15 protein-coding genes are annotated in these 17,107 nt (G+C 70.0%); 7 read left to right on the top strand and 8 right to left on the bottom strand.

Annotated elements, in window-relative coordinates:
- The first annotated feature begins 113 nt into the window (after nucleotides 1–113).
- Entirely contained in the window at nucleotides 114–1,358 is a 1,245-nt protein-coding gene (locus GXW71_RS11855) for an alpha/beta fold hydrolase (protein WP_211852713.1), read from the top strand.
- Nucleotides 1,359–1,518: 160 nt separating this feature from the next.
- Nucleotides 1,519–2,040: a fasciclin domain-containing protein gene (locus tag GXW71_RS11850; protein ID WP_211852712.1), complete on the top strand. Its 522-nt coding sequence runs from the start codon at nucleotides 1,519–1,521 to the stop codon at nucleotides 2,038–2,040.
- A 376-nt stretch (nucleotides 2,041–2,416) separates the two neighbouring features.
- On the opposite strand, the gene hemJ is transcribed toward GXW71_RS11850, so the two are convergent.
- Nucleotides 2,417–2,872 carry a protoporphyrinogen oxidase HemJ gene (hemJ, locus tag GXW71_RS11845; protein WP_211852711.1) on the bottom strand — a complete coding sequence of 152 codons (456 nt, stop codon included), beginning with the start codon at nucleotides 2,870–2,872 and terminating at the stop codon, nucleotides 2,417–2,419.
- A gap of 107 nt (nucleotides 2,873–2,979) precedes the next feature.
- Nucleotides 2,980–3,900 carry a tripartite tricarboxylate transporter substrate binding protein gene (locus GXW71_RS11840; RefSeq protein WP_211852710.1) on the bottom strand — a complete coding sequence of 307 codons (921 nt, stop codon included), beginning with the start codon at nucleotides 3,898–3,900 and terminating at the stop codon, nucleotides 2,980–2,982.
- Between the two features lie 216 nt (nucleotides 3,901–4,116).
- Here GXW71_RS11840 and GXW71_RS11835 point away from each other — a divergent pair, with 216 nt between their 5' ends.
- Both GXW71_RS11835 and GXW71_RS11830 read left to right on the top strand, forming a co-directional pair.
- A complete protein-coding gene (locus GXW71_RS11835) occupies nucleotides 4,117–5,697 on the top strand; it encodes an ABC transporter substrate-binding protein (protein ID WP_211852709.1) in 1,581 nt (526 codons plus the stop codon).
- Entirely contained in the window at nucleotides 5,694–7,439 is a 1,746-nt protein-coding gene (locus tag GXW71_RS11830; protein WP_211852708.1) for a GMC family oxidoreductase, read from the top strand. Before GXW71_RS11835 ends, GXW71_RS11830 begins: the two co-directional genes overlap by 4 nt.
- Nucleotides 7,440–7,445: 6 nt before the next feature.
- Here GXW71_RS11830 and GXW71_RS11825 read toward each other — a convergent pair whose 3' ends face one another.
- The 4 genes from GXW71_RS11825 to GXW71_RS11810 all read right to left on the bottom strand — a co-directional run bounded on the left by GXW71_RS11825 (nucleotide 7,446) and on the right by GXW71_RS11810 (nucleotide 10,374).
- Nucleotides 7,446–8,096, bottom strand: a complete 651-nt coding sequence (locus GXW71_RS11825; RefSeq protein ID WP_211852707.1) for an HAD family hydrolase — start codon at nucleotides 8,094–8,096, stop codon at nucleotides 7,446–7,448.
- Entirely contained in the window at nucleotides 8,093–9,184 is a 1,092-nt protein-coding gene (hemH, locus tag GXW71_RS11820; protein WP_211852706.1) for a ferrochelatase, read from the bottom strand. Before hemH ends, GXW71_RS11825 begins: the two co-directional genes overlap by 4 nt.
- Before the next feature lie 43 nt (nucleotides 9,185–9,227).
- The gene (gene secB / locus GXW71_RS11815) at nucleotides 9,228–9,725 is read right to left on the bottom strand and encodes a protein-export chaperone SecB (RefSeq protein WP_211852705.1); all 498 of its coding nucleotides are present in this window, start codon (nucleotides 9,723–9,725) and stop codon (nucleotides 9,228–9,230) included.
- Between the two features lie 91 nt (nucleotides 9,726–9,816).
- A complete protein-coding gene (locus tag GXW71_RS11810; protein ID WP_211852704.1) occupies nucleotides 9,817–10,374 on the bottom strand; it encodes a histidine phosphatase family protein in 558 nt (185 codons plus the stop codon).
- A 115-nt stretch (nucleotides 10,375–10,489) separates the two neighbouring features.
- On the opposite strand from GXW71_RS11810, the gene GXW71_RS11805 reads away from it, so the two are divergent.
- From GXW71_RS11805 to mltA, 3 genes are all read left to right on the top strand, one after another.
- On the top strand, nucleotides 10,490–11,164 hold the full coding sequence (locus GXW71_RS11805; RefSeq protein ID WP_211852703.1) for a Tim44/TimA family putative adaptor protein: 675 nt from the start codon (nucleotides 10,490–10,492) through the stop codon (nucleotides 11,162–11,164).
- 240 nt (nucleotides 11,165–11,404) lie between these two features.
- Nucleotides 11,405–13,177, top strand: coding sequence for a glycosyltransferase family 2 protein (locus GXW71_RS11800; RefSeq protein WP_211852702.1), 1,773 nt, complete (start codon nucleotides 11,405–11,407; stop codon nucleotides 13,175–13,177).
- Between the two features lie 90 nt (nucleotides 13,178–13,267).
- Nucleotides 13,268–14,506, top strand: a complete 1,239-nt coding sequence (gene mltA, locus GXW71_RS11795) for a murein transglycosylase A (RefSeq protein ID WP_211852701.1) — start codon at nucleotides 13,268–13,270, stop codon at nucleotides 14,504–14,506.
- Nucleotides 14,507–14,559: 53 nt separating this feature from the next.
- On the opposite strand, the gene GXW71_RS11790 is transcribed toward mltA, so the two are convergent.
- The gene (locus GXW71_RS11790) at nucleotides 14,560–14,934 is read right to left on the bottom strand and encodes a hypothetical protein (RefSeq protein WP_211852700.1); all 375 of its coding nucleotides are present in this window, start codon (nucleotides 14,932–14,934) and stop codon (nucleotides 14,560–14,562) included.
- 101 nt (nucleotides 14,935–15,035) lie between these two features.
- Entirely contained in the window at nucleotides 15,036–16,937 is a 1,902-nt protein-coding gene (locus GXW71_RS11785) for a potassium transporter Kup (RefSeq protein ID WP_408901994.1), read from the bottom strand.
- Nucleotides 16,938–17,107 lie beyond the last annotated feature (170 nt).

Genomic DNA, 17,107 nt, shown 5'->3' with positions numbered 1-17,107 from the left:
GGCGTAGCGTTTTCGCGGCGAAATAGGCCAGGGGAGGGTGCCATGACCATCAGCCGCGGTGCGGCCCTGGCCTTCCGGCCGATGGAGGGGGGCGGCGGCACCCCAGCCCGGCGATGAGCGCGATCGCCACCTTGCCGGCACGCGCCGCGGATGCGCCTTCCCTGGCGCGGCGGCCCGGACCCACCGCGGATGCCCTGCTGCGCATCGGGACGGAGGCGCATCTCCTCTGCATCCGCGACGGCGTGCTGCTCTCGGCCGAGCCTGCATCGGTGCTGATGCCGCGCTACGATTTCGCGCTGATCGCCGATGCGGCGGCCTGGTCGCGCTTCATCAGCGCCGCGCCACAGCCAGGCTGGCACGACCTGATGGCGCTGCTGCGCCAGGGCGGGCTGCGCGCGGAAGGGAACCTGCATCCCTTCATGGCGCATCTCGGCTGGTTCAAGGCGCTCTTCGCGCTGCTGCGCCCGGCCTTGCCGCCAAGCGCCGCGCCGCCGCCCACGCCGGTCGCGGAGCCCTTCTTCGAGCCGATCGCCGGCCGCTACCTGCATCTGATGCTGCAGGGCGCGCCGCACCGCCTCTATGTCGAGGAAGCGGGGGAAGGCATTCCGCTGATCCTGCTGCACACCGCTGGCAGCGACGGCCGGCAATGGCGCGACCTGATGAACGATGCGGAGGTGACGCGGCATTTCCGCTGCATCGCCTTCGACATGCCCTGGCATGGCAAATCCTCCCCACCCGAGGGCTTCCTCCTTGGCGAATACCGGCTGACCACCAGCGCCTATACCGGCATGGTCATGGCGGTCGCCACCGCGCTGCGGCTGGACCGGCCGGTGGTGATGGGCTGCTCGATCGGCGGGCGCATCGTGCTTGATCTGGCAGCCGAGCATGCGGACTCGCTGCGCGCCGTGATCGGCCTGCAATCCAGCGCCTTCGTCGCCCCCTATTACGACACCGCCTGGCTCCACCATCCGGAGGTGCATGGCGGGGAGGTCTGCGCGGCGATCGTCTCCGGCCTGGTCGGCCCGACGGCGCCGGAGGCCGGCCGTGCCGAGACCCTCTGGCATTATCGCCAAGGCGGGCCCGGCGTGTTCCGCGGCGACCTGCATTTCTACAAGGGGGAAGGGGACCTCCGCCCCAAGCTCGCCCGCATCGATACCGGGCGCTGCCCGGTGCATCTGCTGACCGGCGACTACGATTATTCCTGCCGGCCGGAGGATACGCAGGCAACCGCCGCGGCCATTCCCGGGGCGGAAGCGGTGATCATGCCGGGCCTCGGGCATTTCCCGATGAGCGAGAATTGGCCAGCACTGCGTACCTATCTTCTTCCGGTTCTTGAGCGTATTCGCGCAACCTGTTGAAACAAGGCGTGTTGCTGCAGGAGCGGCACGCGGTGAAGTTATAGGCCCAAGGCCCTCTTCAGCCCTTGCGGCACGGCGCCGGCCGGTGGACAAGGCTGGCCCAGGGCCTCCCCGGTCGCCGGGGACCCCAACCCTATTCCACTCTCGGGAGAGATCGCCCGTGCTGCTTACCCGACGCTTCGCGCTCATCACCGGCGGCGCGGCCGCTTTCCTTGCCGGCTGCGCCACGGAGCAGATCCGGGCCGACGGCTCCTACCCGTTGCTGACGGTGCTCGGCGCCCAGCCGGACCTGACCGAGTTCCGCAATGCCCTGCGGCGCGCGAACCTCGACCGGCTGCTGGAGGGCGACGGCCCCTTCACGCTGATCGCGCCGACCAATGCCGCCTGGGCTCAGGCCCCGCAGGCGCTGAAGGACGCGAACCCCGACGCGCTGCGCAACCTGATCGCTCAGGGCCGGCTGCGCCGCAACGACATCCAGGCGCGCAACGGCCGCATCCGCATGCTGGGCGGCATCGAAGTGCGGGTCGTCGGCGGCACGCCGCAGCAGCCCCGCATCCAGGCGGCGGTGGCCGGTGGCGCACCCTCCGGTGCCTCGGGCTCCATCACCCGCCCCGACCTGCTGTGCCGCAATGGCGTGATCCAGGTCGTCGACGCCGTCCTCGTTCCTCAGGCAGCGGCGTAAACGCCGCAGGCTTGATGCCGACGGCCGAAGGCCGTCGGCTTTCTCGACCTCAAGCGCCGGCGCGCGCATCCGCGCGCTCGGCTACCGCGCTGTCAGGGCGCACTGGCGGCAGCGGTCGGTCGCGCGCGGGGCCGCTTCGCGGCCCCGGGGCATCGCTGCGCTCGCCCCGCAGAAACTGATGGCGGCCTGCGGCCGCAGGCCGCCGCCGGAAAGGCCGGACTGCGAGGCGTCAGCCGATGCAGGTCGAGGCCGCGAATGCGGCCCGCGCGCGACCATCAGTCGGCGTCGGCGCGCCCTGACAGCGCGGAAGCCAAGGCCGCGGATGCGGCCGCCGGCGATTGAGGCGATGAAAAATCGCGCCGGCGATTGAGGCCGGCTAAAACGGCTTCACGATCACCATCACCACGATGATGATCAGCAGCAGCGTCGGCACTTCGTTGATCGCGCGCCAATAGCGTTCGGTCCTCGGACGCTCGCCGGCGGCGAAGCGTTTCCGCGCTGCCGAGAGATGGCCGTGGAGGCCGCTCATCGCGATGACGCCGGCGAATTTCATGTGCCACCAGCCGGCATGCCAGTCGACGACACCGGGTGTCAGGATCAGCGTCACGCCCAGGATCCAGGCCCCGATCATCGCCGGGTTCATGATGGCGCGCAGCAGCCGCCGCTCCATCACCACGAAGAGGTCGGATGTCGCGGAACCCGGCGTCACCTGCATGTGGTAGACATAAAGGCGCGGCAGATAGAACTGCCCGGCCATCCAGGCGAAGACCGCGATCAGGTGCAGCGCCTTGGTCCAGGGGTAGAACGGCGCGAGCGCGTCGATGGTCGGCATGGCTCCCCCTATAGCTTCCGCGTGCGCGCGGCGGTAGCGCGCGCCGCAGCTTTGTCTTAGCGAGCAGATTCACGCTTCCGGGCGATTCCGCCCTCCAGCGATCTGCTCTACTCCCGCGCCAGGCCGAGGCTGCGCAGCACCGTGCGGTTGGCGTCGCTCTCCGCCTGGAAGCGGGCGCGGAACGCGGCGCCCGGCAGGTAGCGCGGCACCGAGTTCAGCCGCTCCGCCGCAGTGCGGAAGCCTTCGCTCGCGACCGCGTTGCCGCAGGCACGCTCAATCGCCTGCGCCGCCGCATCGGGAATGCCGGCGGGCGCGATCAGGCCGCCTGCCGAAGTCCCCTCCACCTCGTAGCCGAGCTCGCTCGTCGACGGCACGTTGGGCAGGGAGGCGATGCGCTCCCGCCCGATCACCGCCAGCACCGGCAGCCCGGTGGAGGCAGGGATGGACGCGCTCTCCACGAAGACATGGATCTGCCCGCCGAGTGCCGCCTGCGCCATCGGTCCGGCGCCGGTGTAGGGCACATGCAGCCCTTCCACGCCGGCGGCCTTCAGCAGCCCGGCCAGCAGGATGTGCTGCGTGCTGCCCTGGCCCGGGGTGCCGAAGATCAGCGTCTCCCGCGCCATGCGACCATGGGCGACCATGCCGGCCAGGTCCCGGAAGGGCATGTTGCGGCTGCCGACCAGCACCTGCGGGTTGTCATAGACCAGGCATAAGAAGCGGAAGCTGTCGAGGCTGTAGGCAAGCTGCTGCAGATGCGGCTGCGCGGTGAGCGGATTGTTCGGCGACATGCCGATGGTGAACCCGTCCGGCCGGGCGCGCGCCAGCTCCGCATCGCCGATCGTGCCGGCCGCGCCGCCGCGATTGACCACGACGACCGTCTGGCCGAGGGCGCGCGACAGCTCGGCCTGCAGGGCGCGGGCCATCAGGTCGGTGTTCCCGCCCGGCGGATAGGGCACGATCATCTGGATGGTCTGGGCCTGCGCGCTGCAGGCAAGCAGCGCGAAGGCGGCGGCGATGAGGTGACGCATCCTGGTGGTGTCCTCCCGGTCGGTTGCGCGGCACGCTACTGCACCGGGGAGCGATGGAAAACCGGCAAGCACACTGGCGTGCGCGCGCATCCGGCCGCGCGTCGTCTGGTCGCATCGTCCCCGGCCTGGGATAGTGGACCGAATGCGCGTCGCTCTCTCGCCCTTCCGCGATGCCATCGGCCGAGGTCAATCAAGGTCGAAGCAAAGGAGACATCCATGAAGCGCCGTTCGCTGCTGATGGCATCCGCCGCCGCATCGCTGCCGCTGCCGGCGGTCGCCCAGAATGCCGGCGCGCGCACGCTGCGCTTCGTGCCGCAGGCCAATCTCACCTTGCTCGACCCGGTCTTCACGACGGCCGCGGTGACCATCACGCATGGCTACTGCGTCTTCGACACCCTCTACGGCGTCGACAACCAGCTCCGTCCCCGTCCGCAGATGGCTGAAGGCGCGACGACGTCCGAGGACGGCCGGACCTGGCTGATCCGCCTGCGCGACGGCCTGCGGTTCCACGATGGCGAACCGGTGCGCGCGCAGGATTGCGTCCCGAGCCTCGCACGCTGGAGCCGGCGCGACACCTTCGGCCAGACCCTGGGCGCCGCGGTGGATGCCTGGGAAGCGGCGGATGACCGCACCATCCGCATCCGTCTGAAGCGTCCCTTCCCGCGGCTGCTCGATGCGATCGCGAAGCCTCATTCCTCACCGGCCTTCATGATGCCGGAACGCCTGGCGCGCACCGATCCCGCGACCCAGGTCACGGAGATGGTCGGCTCCGGCCCGTTCCGGTTCCTGCGCGACGAATACGTGTCCGGCAGCCGCGCCACCTATGCGCGGTTCGATGGCTATGTTCCGCGCACCGAGGCGCCGGAATGGACCGCGGGCGCCAAGCGGGCGAATTTCGACCGGCTGGAATGGGTGATCATGCCCGATCCATCGACCGCATCCGCGGCACTGCAGGCCGGCGAGATCGACTGGTGGGAACAGGCGCTGCCGGATCTCCTGCCGGTCCTGTCGAGAAGCCGCAACATCCGCGTCCAGGTGCAGGATCCGCTGGGCTTCATCGCCATGGCCCGGTTCAATCACCTGCACCCGCCCTTCAACAATCTCCGGCTGCGCCAGGCCGTGCTTTCGGCCGTGACGCAGGACGACTTCATGCAGGCGATCACGGCGGGCGATGCGCGGGCCTATCGCCAGTGCCTCGCCATGTTCCCCTGCGGCATGCCGGGGGTGAAGGAACTTGGTGCCGAAGCGCTGCGTCCGCCGCGCGATCTCGGCAGGGCGCGGGCGGCAATCCGGGAGGCGGGCTATGCCGGCGAGAAGGTCGTCATCATCAACCCGAGCGACTATCCCTCGATCGCGCCGCTCGGCCGCATCACCGCGGACCTGCTGCAGCGGCTCGGCATGACTGTCGACCTGCAGGAGACGGACTGGGGCACCCTGCTGCAGCGCCGGCTGTCGCGGGAGCCGGTCGAGCGCGGCGGATGGAGCCTCTATCACACCAATTGGCCGAGCGCCTCGATCGCCAACCCGGCGGTGAACACCACGATCCGTGGGCAGGGCGCGGAAGGTTGGACCGGCTGGTTCGAGAACGCGGAGATCGAGCGGCTGACCGAAGCCTGGCTGTCGGCATCGGATGACGCCGAAGCCCAGCGTCTGTTCGATGAGGTCCATCGCGCCGCGCTCGACGCCGTGCCGATCCTGCCGCTCGGCCAGTACTTCGTGAGCACCGCCTACCGCAGCAATCTCAGCGGGATCCTGCCGGGATCCGCTGCCTTCTTCTGGAATGTGCGGCGGGCATGAGCAGGGGCGCGCAGATGGCAGGCGCGGTCGAGCCGTTCGATGTCGTCATCCTCGGCGGCGGCTCGGCGGGATGCGTCCTGGCTGCACGCCTGAGCGAGGATCCCGGCACCCGGGTCCTGCTCGTGGAGGCGGGGCAGGATCTGCGGGCGGGGGCAGTGCCTGCGGCCATCGCATCGCCCTATCCGGGGCGGGCCTATTTCAACGGCGCCTGGACCTGGCCCGCGCTCACCGTGCGCATGGGCACCGACGCGTCCAACGAGGAAGCCCGCGTCGCCCGCCCCTATGAGCAGGCGCGCATCCTGGGCGGCGGATCGTCGATCAACGGCATAGGGGCCAATCGCGGCTCACCCTTCGACTATGACGAATGGGCGGCCGAGGGCGCGGCCGGCTGGTCCTGGAGCGATGTGCTGCCCTATTTCCGCAAGCTGGAGCGCGACCTGGATTTCGCGGAGGACGCACAACTCCACGGGCGCGATGGCCCGCTGCCGGTGCGGCGCATCCCACGCCCGGAACACACCGCCTTCGCGCGCGCGGCGGAGGAGGAGTTCGGCAGGCGGGGGTATCCCAGCCGCGCCGATCAGAACGGCGCCTGGGAAGACGGCGTCTTCCCGATCACCGTGAACCTCGACGAGGAGGGCAAACGGGCCAGCGTGGCCACCGCCTATCTGACGCCGGACGTCCGGCGCCGCGCGAATCTCGCCATCTGGACGGAGGCCGTGGCGGAACGCGTGATCATCCGGGGAGGGCGCGCGGTCGGCGCGCGGGTCCGGAGGCCCGACGGGATGGTGGTCGAGGTCGGCGCGTCGCTGATCGTCGTCAGCGCCGGCGCGCTGCATTCGCCTGCGCTCCTGCTGCGGAGCGGCGTCGGTCCGGCGCAGGCCTTGGCCGATCTCGGCATCGAGGTCGCGGCCCGGCGCGACGGCGTCGGACGCAACCTTCTGGAGCACCCGTCGATCGGCGTGTCGGCCTTCCTGGCGCCGGCGGGCAGGCTGCCGCCGGGGGATCGCTACCACATCCAGGCGATCCTGCGATGGACGTCGCCATACGACTGGGCAGCGCCCGGCGACATGCACATGGCGATCAACACGCGGTCCGGCTGGCATGCCGTCGGACATCGCATCGGCACGCTCTTCACCTGGGTGAACAAATCCTATTCGCGTGGCGTCGTCGAGCTGGCTTCGCCCGATCCCACGGCCCCGCCGTTGGTGGATTTCCGCCTGCTCTCCGATGAACGGGATCTCGTCCGGCTGGCCGATTCCTTCCGCTTCGCCGCAGCGGTGCTGACCGCGCCTCGCCTTGCGGACCTCGTCGTCCAGGCCTTTCCCTCGACCTACTCGGCGCGGGTCAAGCGGCTGCTGCGGCCGACCGCGCTGAACGGACTGCTCATGGCGATCGCCGGCCCGATCATGGACGCGCATGCCGGGCTTCGCGCGCGGATGCTGGATGCGGCCCAGGAAGGTACCGCCGCGCTGGATGCGCTGTGCCGGGACGAGGACGCGCTGCGCGCGCATCTGAAGCGCCATGTCGGCGGCGTCTGGCATCCCTGCGGCACTTGCCGCCTGGGGGCAGAGGATGACCCCGGGGCGGTGTGCGATTCCGGCGGCCGGGTGATCGGGGTGGACGGCCTGATGGTCTGCGACGCCTCGGTGATGCCGACGATCCCCTGCGCGAACCTGAACGTCCCGACCCTGATGATCGCGGAGAAGACAGCCGACGCGATCAAGGCGCGGCAACGGGCGTGACCGGCATCATCCGATGCCGAGCAGCCCGGGCAGATCCGCCATCGCCGTGAAGGGCTCTGCCCCATGCGCCGCCAGCAGCGCCGCTGGCGTCTCATGGGCGAAGCCCAGCACCCGGCAGCCGGCGGCGTGGCCGGCGCGCACGCCCGGCACGCTGTCCTCCACCACCACGCAATCATGCGGATCGGCACTGCAGCTCGCCGCCGCGGCGCGGTATATGTCGGGCCAGGGCTTTGCTCGCGCCACATCCTCGAAGCTGAAGACGCGGTGTCCGAAGACCTCCGCGAGGCCGAGGCCGCGGAGCTTCGCCGCCAGCTCCATCCGTGCCGAATTCGACGCGCAGGCGACCGGCACCCCGGCCGCCGCCACCGCCTGCACCGCTGCGATCGCGCCCGGAATCGCGAAGGTCCGCTCCATCATCGCCGCCGCGATCAGGCGGGACAAACCGGCGCCCCAGCCGAAGGGCAGCGGGCCGACCCGCGCCTCGATGCGGGGGATCATGTCGGGCAGCGCCATGCCGAGGAAGGCGGCCTGCGCCTCCGCCGCCGTCATCGGCCAGCCGCGCGCGGTCAGGTCTTCCGCGACGATCGCGTTCACGACCGCTTCGCTGTCCGCCAGCACGCCGTCGCAGTCGAACAGCACCGCGGCCGGGCGCATCATGCCGCCTGCCGTGCGCGCGGCATGGCATCCTGCCGGCCATGCGGGCAATCGCCGTGGCGCTTCGGGCATTGCCGCGCCCCTGCGAAGGAACAGAGGGTCCGGTCGCCTGCCTCCGCCGCGCGCACCAGCCGCGCCAGCGCGGCGATGAAGGCCGGATCGCTGTTCTGGGCCGGCACCCGGAAATAGCCGGGCACGCCGAGATGCTGCGCCACCTCGCGATACTCGATGTCGAGCTCGACCAGGGTCTCGGAATGCTCGGAGACGAAGGCGATCGGGCAGACCAGCAGCGCCACCTTATCGACGGCCGCTCGCGCGATCTCGGCTTCGGTCGAGGGCCCGATCCAAACCTGCGGCGTCACCCGCGACTGGTAGCAGATGGCATGGTCCAACCCGTCGATGCCGAGCCGCTCCACCACCGCCGCGACGCTGCGCTCGACCTGCCACTGGTAGGGATCGCCCGCCTTGATGATGCTCTCCGGCAGGCCATGGGCGGAGAACAGCAGGCGCAGCGGCACATCGGCCGGCAGCGCCGCCCGCGCCTCGTCATGGGCGCGCCGGACCGCCGCCGCGGTCGCTTGTGCGAAATCCGGGTCGGAATGGTAGCAGCAGAGCTCTCGCGTCGGGACATCGAGCCCGGCGCGCCGCGCCGCGGCATTCCATTCCGCCACGCTGCTGCCGGTCGTGGTGCTGGAATATTGCGGATAGAGTGGCAGCAGCAGCACCTGGTCCGGCGCCCAATCCTTCACCGCCCGCGCCGCCGCGTCGCTCATCGGGTGCCAGTAGCGCATGGCGACGAAGCAGCGAGCCTCGAAATCCGCGCCCGCCAGCGCCCGCTCGAGCGCCCGGCCCTGCGCCTCCGTCAGCTCCAGCAGCGGGGAGCGGCCGCCGATGAACGCGTAATTCGCCTGCGCCGCCTTCGTCCGCCGCCAGGCGATCAGCCGCCCGAGCCAGGGCCGCACGAAGCCCGGCACCCTGAGGATCGCCGGATCGGTGAAGAGGTTCACCAGGAAAGGCCGCACCGCCTCCGGCGCATCGGGGCCGCCGAGGTTCAGCAGCACGACGGCGAGGCGGGGGCGCGGTGCGGTCATCACATGGTCCATGGGGGCGGACATGCCCCCGGCCGGCCAGGCGTCAAGCGTTGGCGACGGGCGGCACGCCCTGGGCGCGGCGGCTCTGCCACAGCGCCACGAAGTCGATCGGGTTCAGCAGCACCGGGGGGAAGCCGCCATCGCGGCTGACCTCGGCCAGGATGTTGCGCGCGAAGGGGAACAGCAGGCGCGGGCATTCGACCAGCAGCACCGGCTCCAGCATGTCCTGGGCCATGCTGACGGTGAAGATGCCGCAATAGGTCAGCTCCGCGATGAAGGCGGTGCGGCCGTCCGCGAGCTTCGCGTCGGTGCGGACCTGCAGCGCCACCTCATAGACCGGCTGATTGTCCTGCAGCCGGCGCGCATTGACGTCGAGCTGCACGTCGAGGCGCGGCTGCTCCTGCAGGTTCAGGAAGATGTCGGGCGCGCCCGGCACCTCGAAGGACAAGTCCTTCGTATATTGCAGGTTCAGCACCAGCGGGCCGGGCTGAATGGGCTGCGCCCCGTTGATCCCGTTCTCGGTGGGCTGCTGCTCGGACATGACGGAAACCTCTGATCTCGCGTGGCGCCGTCCTAGAGCAGATCGCGCTCAGGTGGAATCACCTGAACGCGTGAAGATGCCCGCGGGCACCTCAATGTTTCCAGCGGATCTCCGGCGGGGCCGGCTGGGTGGGATCGTAACGGATCCAGTGGCCGTTCTGCACGCTGGTGCCGGTGAGCGCCAGGATGAAGCCCCAATGGGAGACCACGAGCGCCCGCTGCCAGGCGTTGCCGAGGGCTGCCATCTCGTCCCGGAACAGCGCGGCACGGGCGATCACCTGCTCCGCCGGCTCCTCGATCGGCGGCCACCACACCTCCTCGATATGGGTGAGGTCGAGGTCGGGCCAGGCGAAGCGCAACTCGGTCGCCGGGCTGCCGATGTCGCAGACGAAGGCGTAGCGTTCACCGACCAGCGGGGTGACCGTCACCGGCAGCCCGAGCCGCTTGGCGACGGGTGCGGCGGTCTGCAGCGCCCGGGTATAGGGGCTGGCGATGATGCGCTCGATGCCCTCACGGGCGAGCGCCTCGGCCGCGGCCTCGGCCTGGGCATGGCCCAGATCGGTCAGTTTCGGGTCCTTGATGCCGGGATCCCGGCGCGTCGCGGTAAAGTGCAGGTTGAACTCGCTCTGGCCGTGGCGGAGCAGGATCATGGCGTGTCGTCCCTGGTATTCTCGCTCCAGGGGGTAGCTGCCCCGGCGCCCGGCCGCAATCCGGTTGCAGTGGAGGCCTGTCGCGCTTAAGTGACAGGACTGACAGGAGCGCGATATGCAAGGCGGCTTCCCGATCGAACTGATCCTCTTCGCAATGGTGGCGCTGTTCCTCGTGCTGCGCCTGCGGAGCGTGCTCGGCCGCCGCCAGGGCTTTGAGCGGCAGCAGCAGCCGGAGCAGCCGGCGCCGGCCTATGATCCCCGTGGCGCCCGCTCGGCGGAGGTCGATCCCTCCCTGCCGCCGCCGCCCACCGGCACCCGCCTGGGCATCCCGGACCCGAACACCAATGTCGGCCAGGCGCTGGCGCGCATCCGCGCCGCCGAGCCGGGCTTTGATCCGGCCGGCTTCCTCGCCGGCGCCGAAGGCGCGTTCCGCATGATCGTGACCGCCTTTGCGGCCGGCGACCGCGCGACGCTGCGCAGCCTGCTCTCGGACGACACCTATGCCGGCTTCGAGAGTGCCATCGCGGCGCGGGAGCAGGCGGGCGAGACCCAGCGCACGGAGGTTCGCGGCCTGCACGAGATCGCGATCGACAATGCCGAGCTCAAGGACCGCACCGCGTCCGTCACCGTGCGCTTCGTCTCCGACCAGGTGAACCTGACACTCGCCCGCGATGGCTCCATCGCCACGGGCGCCGAGGCGGTGGTGGAGCTGAACGACGTCTGGACCTTCCAGCGCGAGACCGGGTCCGGCGATCCCACCTGGAAGCTGGTCGCGACCGGCGCGGGCTGATCGCCGCTTCGACTGGCGGCGTCTTCACGCGGGGCACCTGTTGGACAGCGGTGTCGGACACTGTTCTGTCGCGCGAAGCTGCCGCTATCGCATCGATCTATGCGAGAGAAGGCAAAGCGGGGAACTGGTTTGCTGAGGCTTAAGCGTTCGCTGCTGGCGGTGGTCGAACACGTGCGGGCCGCTGCGAGCTCCCGGCCGTTTCTCCGGCGCCTGCTCCGACCACTGCGTCATCTCCTGCCATTGCTCAAAAAGCCGGGCCTCGGCGCGGAGGCCCATGTCTACCGCCGCTGGGTTGCCGCCCATGCGACCCTGTCCGCGGCAGATCGCGCCGCCATTCGGCGGCACATCGCGGCTTCCCCGGTCCGGCCCGTCTTCTCCGTGGTCATGCCGGCCTATGAAACACCAGAGCGTTTCCTGCGGGAAGCGATCGCCTCGGTCCAGGCTCAGATCTACCCGCACTGGGAGCTCTGCGTGGCCGACGATGCCTCGCCCTCCCGGACCGTAGGCCGGGTGCTTGCCGAAGCCGCGGCAGCGGATGCCCGCATCCGCTGGATGAGGCGGGAGAGCAATGGCCATATCTCAGCGGCCTCCAACACCGCCCTTGCAATGAGTCGCGGCGATTGGGTCGTGCTGATGGACCATGACGACCTGCTGGCGCCCGAGGCCCTCTATGAGTTGATGGCCGAGATCGCCGACCATCCGGACGCGCAGGTGATCTACAGCGACGAGGACAAGATCGACGAAAGCGGGCTTCGCTTCGGGCCCTATTTCAAGCCCGACTATGATCCCGACCTGTTGCTTGGTCAGAATGTGGTCAGCCATCTCGGTGCCTATCGCCGCGACCTCCTGCAGCGGATCGGCGGCTTTCGTGAAGGCTTCGAAGGCAGCCAGGATCATGACCTGACGCTGCGTGCCACGATGGCCTGCCCGCCGACGGCGCTGCGCCACATCCCCCGGGTGCTCTACCATTGGCGGCAGAACGCCGGGCCCGCGTCCTTCTCCGAATCCTTCCTGGCCCGCTGCATCGCTGCATCCCGCCGCGCAGTCGCGGAGCATCTCGCCAGCCAGGGTGTCGACGCCGAGGTGACCGCGGCCCCGCTGCTCAGCCACTTCAATCGAGTCCTCTACCCGCTCCCGGATCCGCCGCCGCTGGTGTCGGTGATCGTGCCGACGCGCGACCGGGCGGCGCTGCTGCGCGACTGCCTGGATGGTGTCCTGCATCGCACCGACTATCCAGCGATCGAGGTCCTGGTCGCGGACAATGGCAGCACCGAGCCTGAAACCAACGCGCTGTTCGCGGAGCTCGGCGCTGATCCCCGCCTGCGCATCCTGCCCATGCCGGGCCCCTTCAATTATAGCCGGCTGAACAACCGGGCCGTGGCGGAGGCGCGGGGCGAGGTGCTGCTGCTGCTGAACAATGACACCAAGGTCATCGACCGCGACTGGCTGCGGATCATGGTCGCCCAGGCGGTGCGCCGCGGGGTCGGCGCGGTCGGCTGCAAGCTCCTCTACGCCGACGATCGGGTACAGCATGGCGGTGTTGTGCTGGGCCTCGGGCCCGAAAGGATTGCAGGACATTTCGAACCAGGCGCCCCCCGCCTCGGCGTCGGCCATTTCGGCTGGCTGGCGCTCCAGCGCAGCGTCTCGGCCGTGACTGCGGCCTGCATGGTGCTGCGCCGCGACATCTTCCTGGAGGTGGGCGGCTTCGATGAGGAGAACCTGCCGGTCGCTTACAACGATGTCGATCTTTGCTTGCGCATCGCCGAACGCGGCTATCGCAATGTCTGGACGCCCTTCGCCGAGCTCTACCATCTCGAATCCGCCTCGCGCGGCGGCGATCTGGGTGGCGAGAAGGCCGAGCGGGCCCGGCAGGAACTCGCCTATATGCGTCACCGCTGGGCGGGCCAATTGGATAACGACCCCTACTGGAATCCCAATCTGTCGTTGCAGACCGGCAGGGCGGATTTGATCGAGCCGCCGCGGCAGGCGAAGCGTTGGGCAACCTACCCATAGGGGTCAGTCACGCGGGGGCGATCGAGGGTGACGGGAGCAACCACCGGATTGCGAATTGCGGCCTTCGTCTGCGCCTTGGTGGCTGCGCCTGTGCATGCTGCCGAGCCTTTCGGCCCACCCTTCCCGCCGCCCGTCGCCTATGCCGCCCTGCCGGGCTGGCGCGGCGATGCGCCGACGCTGGCCCTGCCCGCCCTGCTCGCGAGCTGCGCGGCGCTGCGCCAGCCTTCCGGCACTTCACGCGGCCTCGCTGCTCTGCCGCCCGAGGCCTGGGCCGGCCCTTGTGCCGCGCTCCGCACCGTCGCCGCGCGGTTGCCGCGCCTGGCGCCGGCGCGGCGCGAGGCCGTGCTGCGTGCGGCGATCGAGGCGCAGTTCACCCCGCATGTCATGGGCGCCGGTCTGCTCAGCGGCTATTTCGAGCCGCAGGTCGAAGGACGCCTCGCGCCCGATGAGCGCTTCCGCACCCCGCTCCACGCCCGCCCGCCGGAGCTGATCGAGTTCAACACCGCGGAGATGATCCCCGGCCTGCCGCCGCGCCGCGTCTCCGGCATCCTGCGCGACGGCCGCCTGACCACGGCGCCGCCGCGCGCCGCGATCGAGGCCGGGACGCTGTTTGGGCGGGGCCTTGAGCTCGCCTGGCTGGCCGATCCGGCCGACGCCTTCTTTCTGCAGATCCAGGGGTCTGGTCGGGTGGTCCTGGAGGATGGCCGGGTGCTGCGCCTCGGCTATGCGGCGCAGAACGGCCACCCCTATACCCCGATCGGCCGCCTGCTGATCGACCGCGGGGAGATCCCGCGCGAGCGCATGTCGATGCAGGCGATCCGCGCCTGGATGCGCGAGCAGGGTGCGGACGCGGCAGCGGCCCTGATGCGGGAGAATGCGAGCTACGTGTTCTTCCGCCCGATGCCCGACCTGCCGCCGGACCAGGGCCCGCCGGGCGCGCTCGGCGTCCCGCTGACGCCGCGGCGCTCGATCGCCGTCGATCCCGACTTCATCCCGCTCGGCGCGCCGGTCTATGTCGCGACCGCCGCCGATGGCGCCTGGCGCCGCCTGATGGCCGCGCAGGATGTGGGCGGCGCCATCCGTGGGCCGGCGCGTGCGGACTTCTTCCATGGCTGGGACGCCGAGGCCCCGGAGATGGCCGGGCGGCAGCGCGACCCGGCAACGCTCTACGTGCTGCTGCCGCGGCCCCAGCAGGCCAATTCCGATCGGCCGGTCGATAGTCCCGCCGCCGCAGGCCGTCACCCGTCTTCGCGGGGCGAGCGCAATAATGCCCCGCGGCCGCGAATGCGGCCCCGCGCCCGACCACCAGCCGCCGCCAGCGCGCCCTGACAGCGCGAGAGCCAAGGCCGCGCATGCGGCCGCCCGGCGTCTGAGGGCTGAAACTATACCTCCACCCCGACCACCCGATAGTCGCGCGGGGTGTCGTTGGGCTCGACCAGCGTGACGTAGCTGCCGGGCCGCACAGCGCCATCCTGTGGCAGCATCAGCACGGAGGGGGCATCGGCGCCATCCTCGGCAGCGCCGAAGAAGCGCAGCGACCAGCCGACATCGGGATCGTGCTGGACGTCACCGGCGCGCAGCGGCGCGCCGGGGCTGACGCGCTGCGCCGGCCAGGGTGCCGGGTCGGCGACCCAGGCGGCGGCGTCGAGCCGCCCCTCGGGATCGAGTGCCAGGCGCAGGACATAGCGATGCTCCGGGCTTCCGGCGGGAAAGCCTGGCCCCGGGGCCATCGCCAATGTGACCGTCACAAGCGCCATCGCCGTCATCCTCGCGTGGTGCCCGCTGCGCTGGGCGTCATACTCTGGCCCATCGTCCCGCGGGCATCCCTACCCGTCCCGGTGATGTCACCGGAACGGGATCAGATGGCCACCCGCACACCGAGCTCCACCACGCGGTCCGAAGGGATACGGAAGAACTCCGTCGCGGGCACGGCGTTGCGGCTCATCGCGCCATAGATGTACTGCCGCCAGCGCGACATCTTCGGCACCACTGCCGCGACGAGCTGCTCCCGGCCCAGGAAGTAGCTGGCCTGCATCGGCTCGAAGGCGACGCCGAATTCGCCGAGCGATTGCAGCTCCCGCGGGATGTTCGGGCTTTCCTGGAAGCCGTAGCGGATCAGGATGCGATGGATGCCGGGGGCGAGCTCGCTCACTTCCCGCCGCCGGTCGGGGGCGACCTGCGGCTCGTCCTCGTTCAGCACGGTGACGAACAGCACGCGCTCATGCAGCACCTTGTTGTGCTTGAGGTTGTGCAGCAGCGCGCCCGGCACGTAGTCGGCCTGCCCGGTCATGAAGACCGCGATGCCCGGGATGCGAATGGTGCGCGATTGCGGCAGCCGCGCGATGAAGGATTTCAGCGGCAGGCTGTCCTGGCGGAAGCGTGCGAAGAGCAACTGGCGGCCGCGCTGCCAGGTGGTCATCAGCACGAAGAGGACGCTGCCGAGGATCAGCGGCACGTAGCCGCCATGCGGGATCTTCAGCACGTTGGCGATGAAGAAGATCATGTCGAGCAGCAGCAACGGCACGAAGATCGCCGTCACCAGGGGCAGCGACCAGTGGAACTGGCGGCGGAACACCAGGATCGCCAGGATCGAGGTGCAGACGAAGGTGCCGGTGACCGCCAGGCCATAGGCGGCCGCCAGCGCGTCCGAATTCTTGAAGGATACGGTCAGGATCAATACGCCGATCAGCAGCATGGCATTGACCTGAGGCATATAGATCTGGCCTTCCTCGGTCTCGCTGGTGTGCTTGACGGAAAGCCGAGGCAGGAAGCCGAGCTGCACGCATTGGCGGGCGATGGTGTAGGCGCCGGAGATCATCGACTGGCTGGCGATCACCGTCGCGGCGGCTGCCAGGAAGACCAGTGGCAGGCGCAGCCAGTCGGGCGCCAGCAGGTAGAAGGGGTTCTCCAGCGCGTCCGGGTTCTGCAGCAGCAGCGCGCCCTGACCCATGTAGCTGAGCGCCAGCGAGGGCAGCACGAAGAAATTCCAGGCGAGGCGGATCGGCCGGCGGCCAAAATGGCCCATATCGGCGTAGAGCGCCTCCCCACCCGTCACCGCCAGCACGACCGAGCCCATCGCGACGAAGGCCGCCAGATGATATTCGGCGGCGAAGTGGATGGCGTAGTGCGGGGAGAGGGCGGCCAGCACCTGCGGGTTCTGCACGGTCTCGATCAGGCCGAGCAGGCCGATGGTGGCGAACCACAGCGCGCAGATCGGGCCGAAGACCGCGCCGATGCGCGCCGTGCCGCGGAACTGCACGACGAAGAGCCCCGCCAGGATCGCGACCGAGAGCGGCACCACCGCTTCTTCGAAAGCGGGCGAGATGACCTTCAGGCCTTCGATGGCCGAAAGGACGGAGATCGCCGGCGTGATGATGCCGTCGGCGAAGAACAGGCAGGCCCCGGCGATACCGACCATCACCACGATGCCGCGCGCCCGCTCGCCGCGTATCTGGCGTTGGGCCAGCGTCATCAGGGCCAGGATGCCGCCTTCGCCCTTGTTGTCCGCGCGCATCACGATGGCGATGTATTTCACCGTCACCGTCAGGATCAGCGACCAGATGATCAGGGAGAGGATGCCGAGCGTCTCCCACGGCTCCACCCCGTCGGAGGCGAAGTGCAGCAGCGACGCGCGCATGGCGTAGAGGGGGCTGGTGCCGATGTCGCCATAGACGACACCGAGGACGCCGAGGAGGAGCGCCGGTGTCAGGGGCTGACGATCGCCATTGCCGGCGGGCGGGGTAGTGGTCAAGCGGGTCACGCTCCGGCTGCGGAACGCGCAAGGCTTACGCGCGGGTGGGGCGCCAGATCAAGGGCACCCAGAAAACAGGCAGCCGGCGGGTCGGGCATCCGGTCAGAAAACCCTCGCGTCGGTGCCTGATGACAGAACCGCGCGGCCGCAGGTCGCCACCCGCATCTGCGGAGCGAGGC

Source organism: Plastoroseomonas hellenica, from assembly GCF_018129085.1.
Classification (GTDB): Bacteria; Pseudomonadota; Alphaproteobacteria; order Acetobacterales; family Acetobacteraceae; genus Plastoroseomonas; species Plastoroseomonas hellenica.
This window is presented reverse-complemented; position numbering and strand designations above follow the sequence as displayed.

Excerpts from the sequence above, each read along its gene's own strand:
- GXW71_RS11825 (WP_211852707.1), bottom strand. The coding sequence starts at position 8,096 with ATGATGCGCCCGGCCGCGGTGCTGTTCGACTGCGACGGCGTGCTGGCG.
- GXW71_RS11830 (WP_211852708.1), top strand. The coding sequence starts at position 5,694 with ATGAGCAGGGGCGCGCAGATGGCAGGCGCGGTCGAGCCGTTCGATGTC.
- GXW71_RS11835 (WP_211852709.1), top strand. The coding sequence starts at position 4,117 with ATGAAGCGCCGTTCGCTGCTGATGGCATCCGCCGCCGCATCGCTGCCG.
- GXW71_RS11805 (WP_211852703.1), top strand. The coding sequence starts at position 10,490 with ATGCAAGGCGGCTTCCCGATCGAACTGATCCTCTTCGCAATGGTGGCG.
- hemJ (WP_211852711.1), bottom strand. The coding sequence starts at position 2,872 with ATGCCGACCATCGACGCGCTCGCGCCGTTCTACCCCTGGACCAAGGCG.
- GXW71_RS11790 (WP_211852700.1), bottom strand. The coding sequence starts at position 14,934 with ATGGCGCTTGTGACGGTCACATTGGCGATGGCCCCGGGGCCAGGCTTT.
- GXW71_RS11810 (WP_211852704.1), bottom strand. The coding sequence starts at position 10,374 with ATGATCCTGCTCCGCCACGGCCAGAGCGAGTTCAACCTGCACTTTACC.
- GXW71_RS11855 (WP_211852713.1), top strand. The coding sequence starts at position 114 with ATGAGCGCGATCGCCACCTTGCCGGCACGCGCCGCGGATGCGCCTTCC.
- GXW71_RS11840 (WP_211852710.1), bottom strand. The coding sequence starts at position 3,900 with ATGCGTCACCTCATCGCCGCCGCCTTCGCGCTGCTTGCCTGCAGCGCG.
- hemH (WP_211852706.1), bottom strand. The coding sequence starts at position 9,184 with ATGACCGCACCGCGCCCCCGCCTCGCCGTCGTGCTGCTGAACCTCGGC.
- secB (WP_211852705.1), bottom strand. The coding sequence starts at position 9,725 with ATGTCCGAGCAGCAGCCCACCGAGAACGGGATCAACGGGGCGCAGCCC.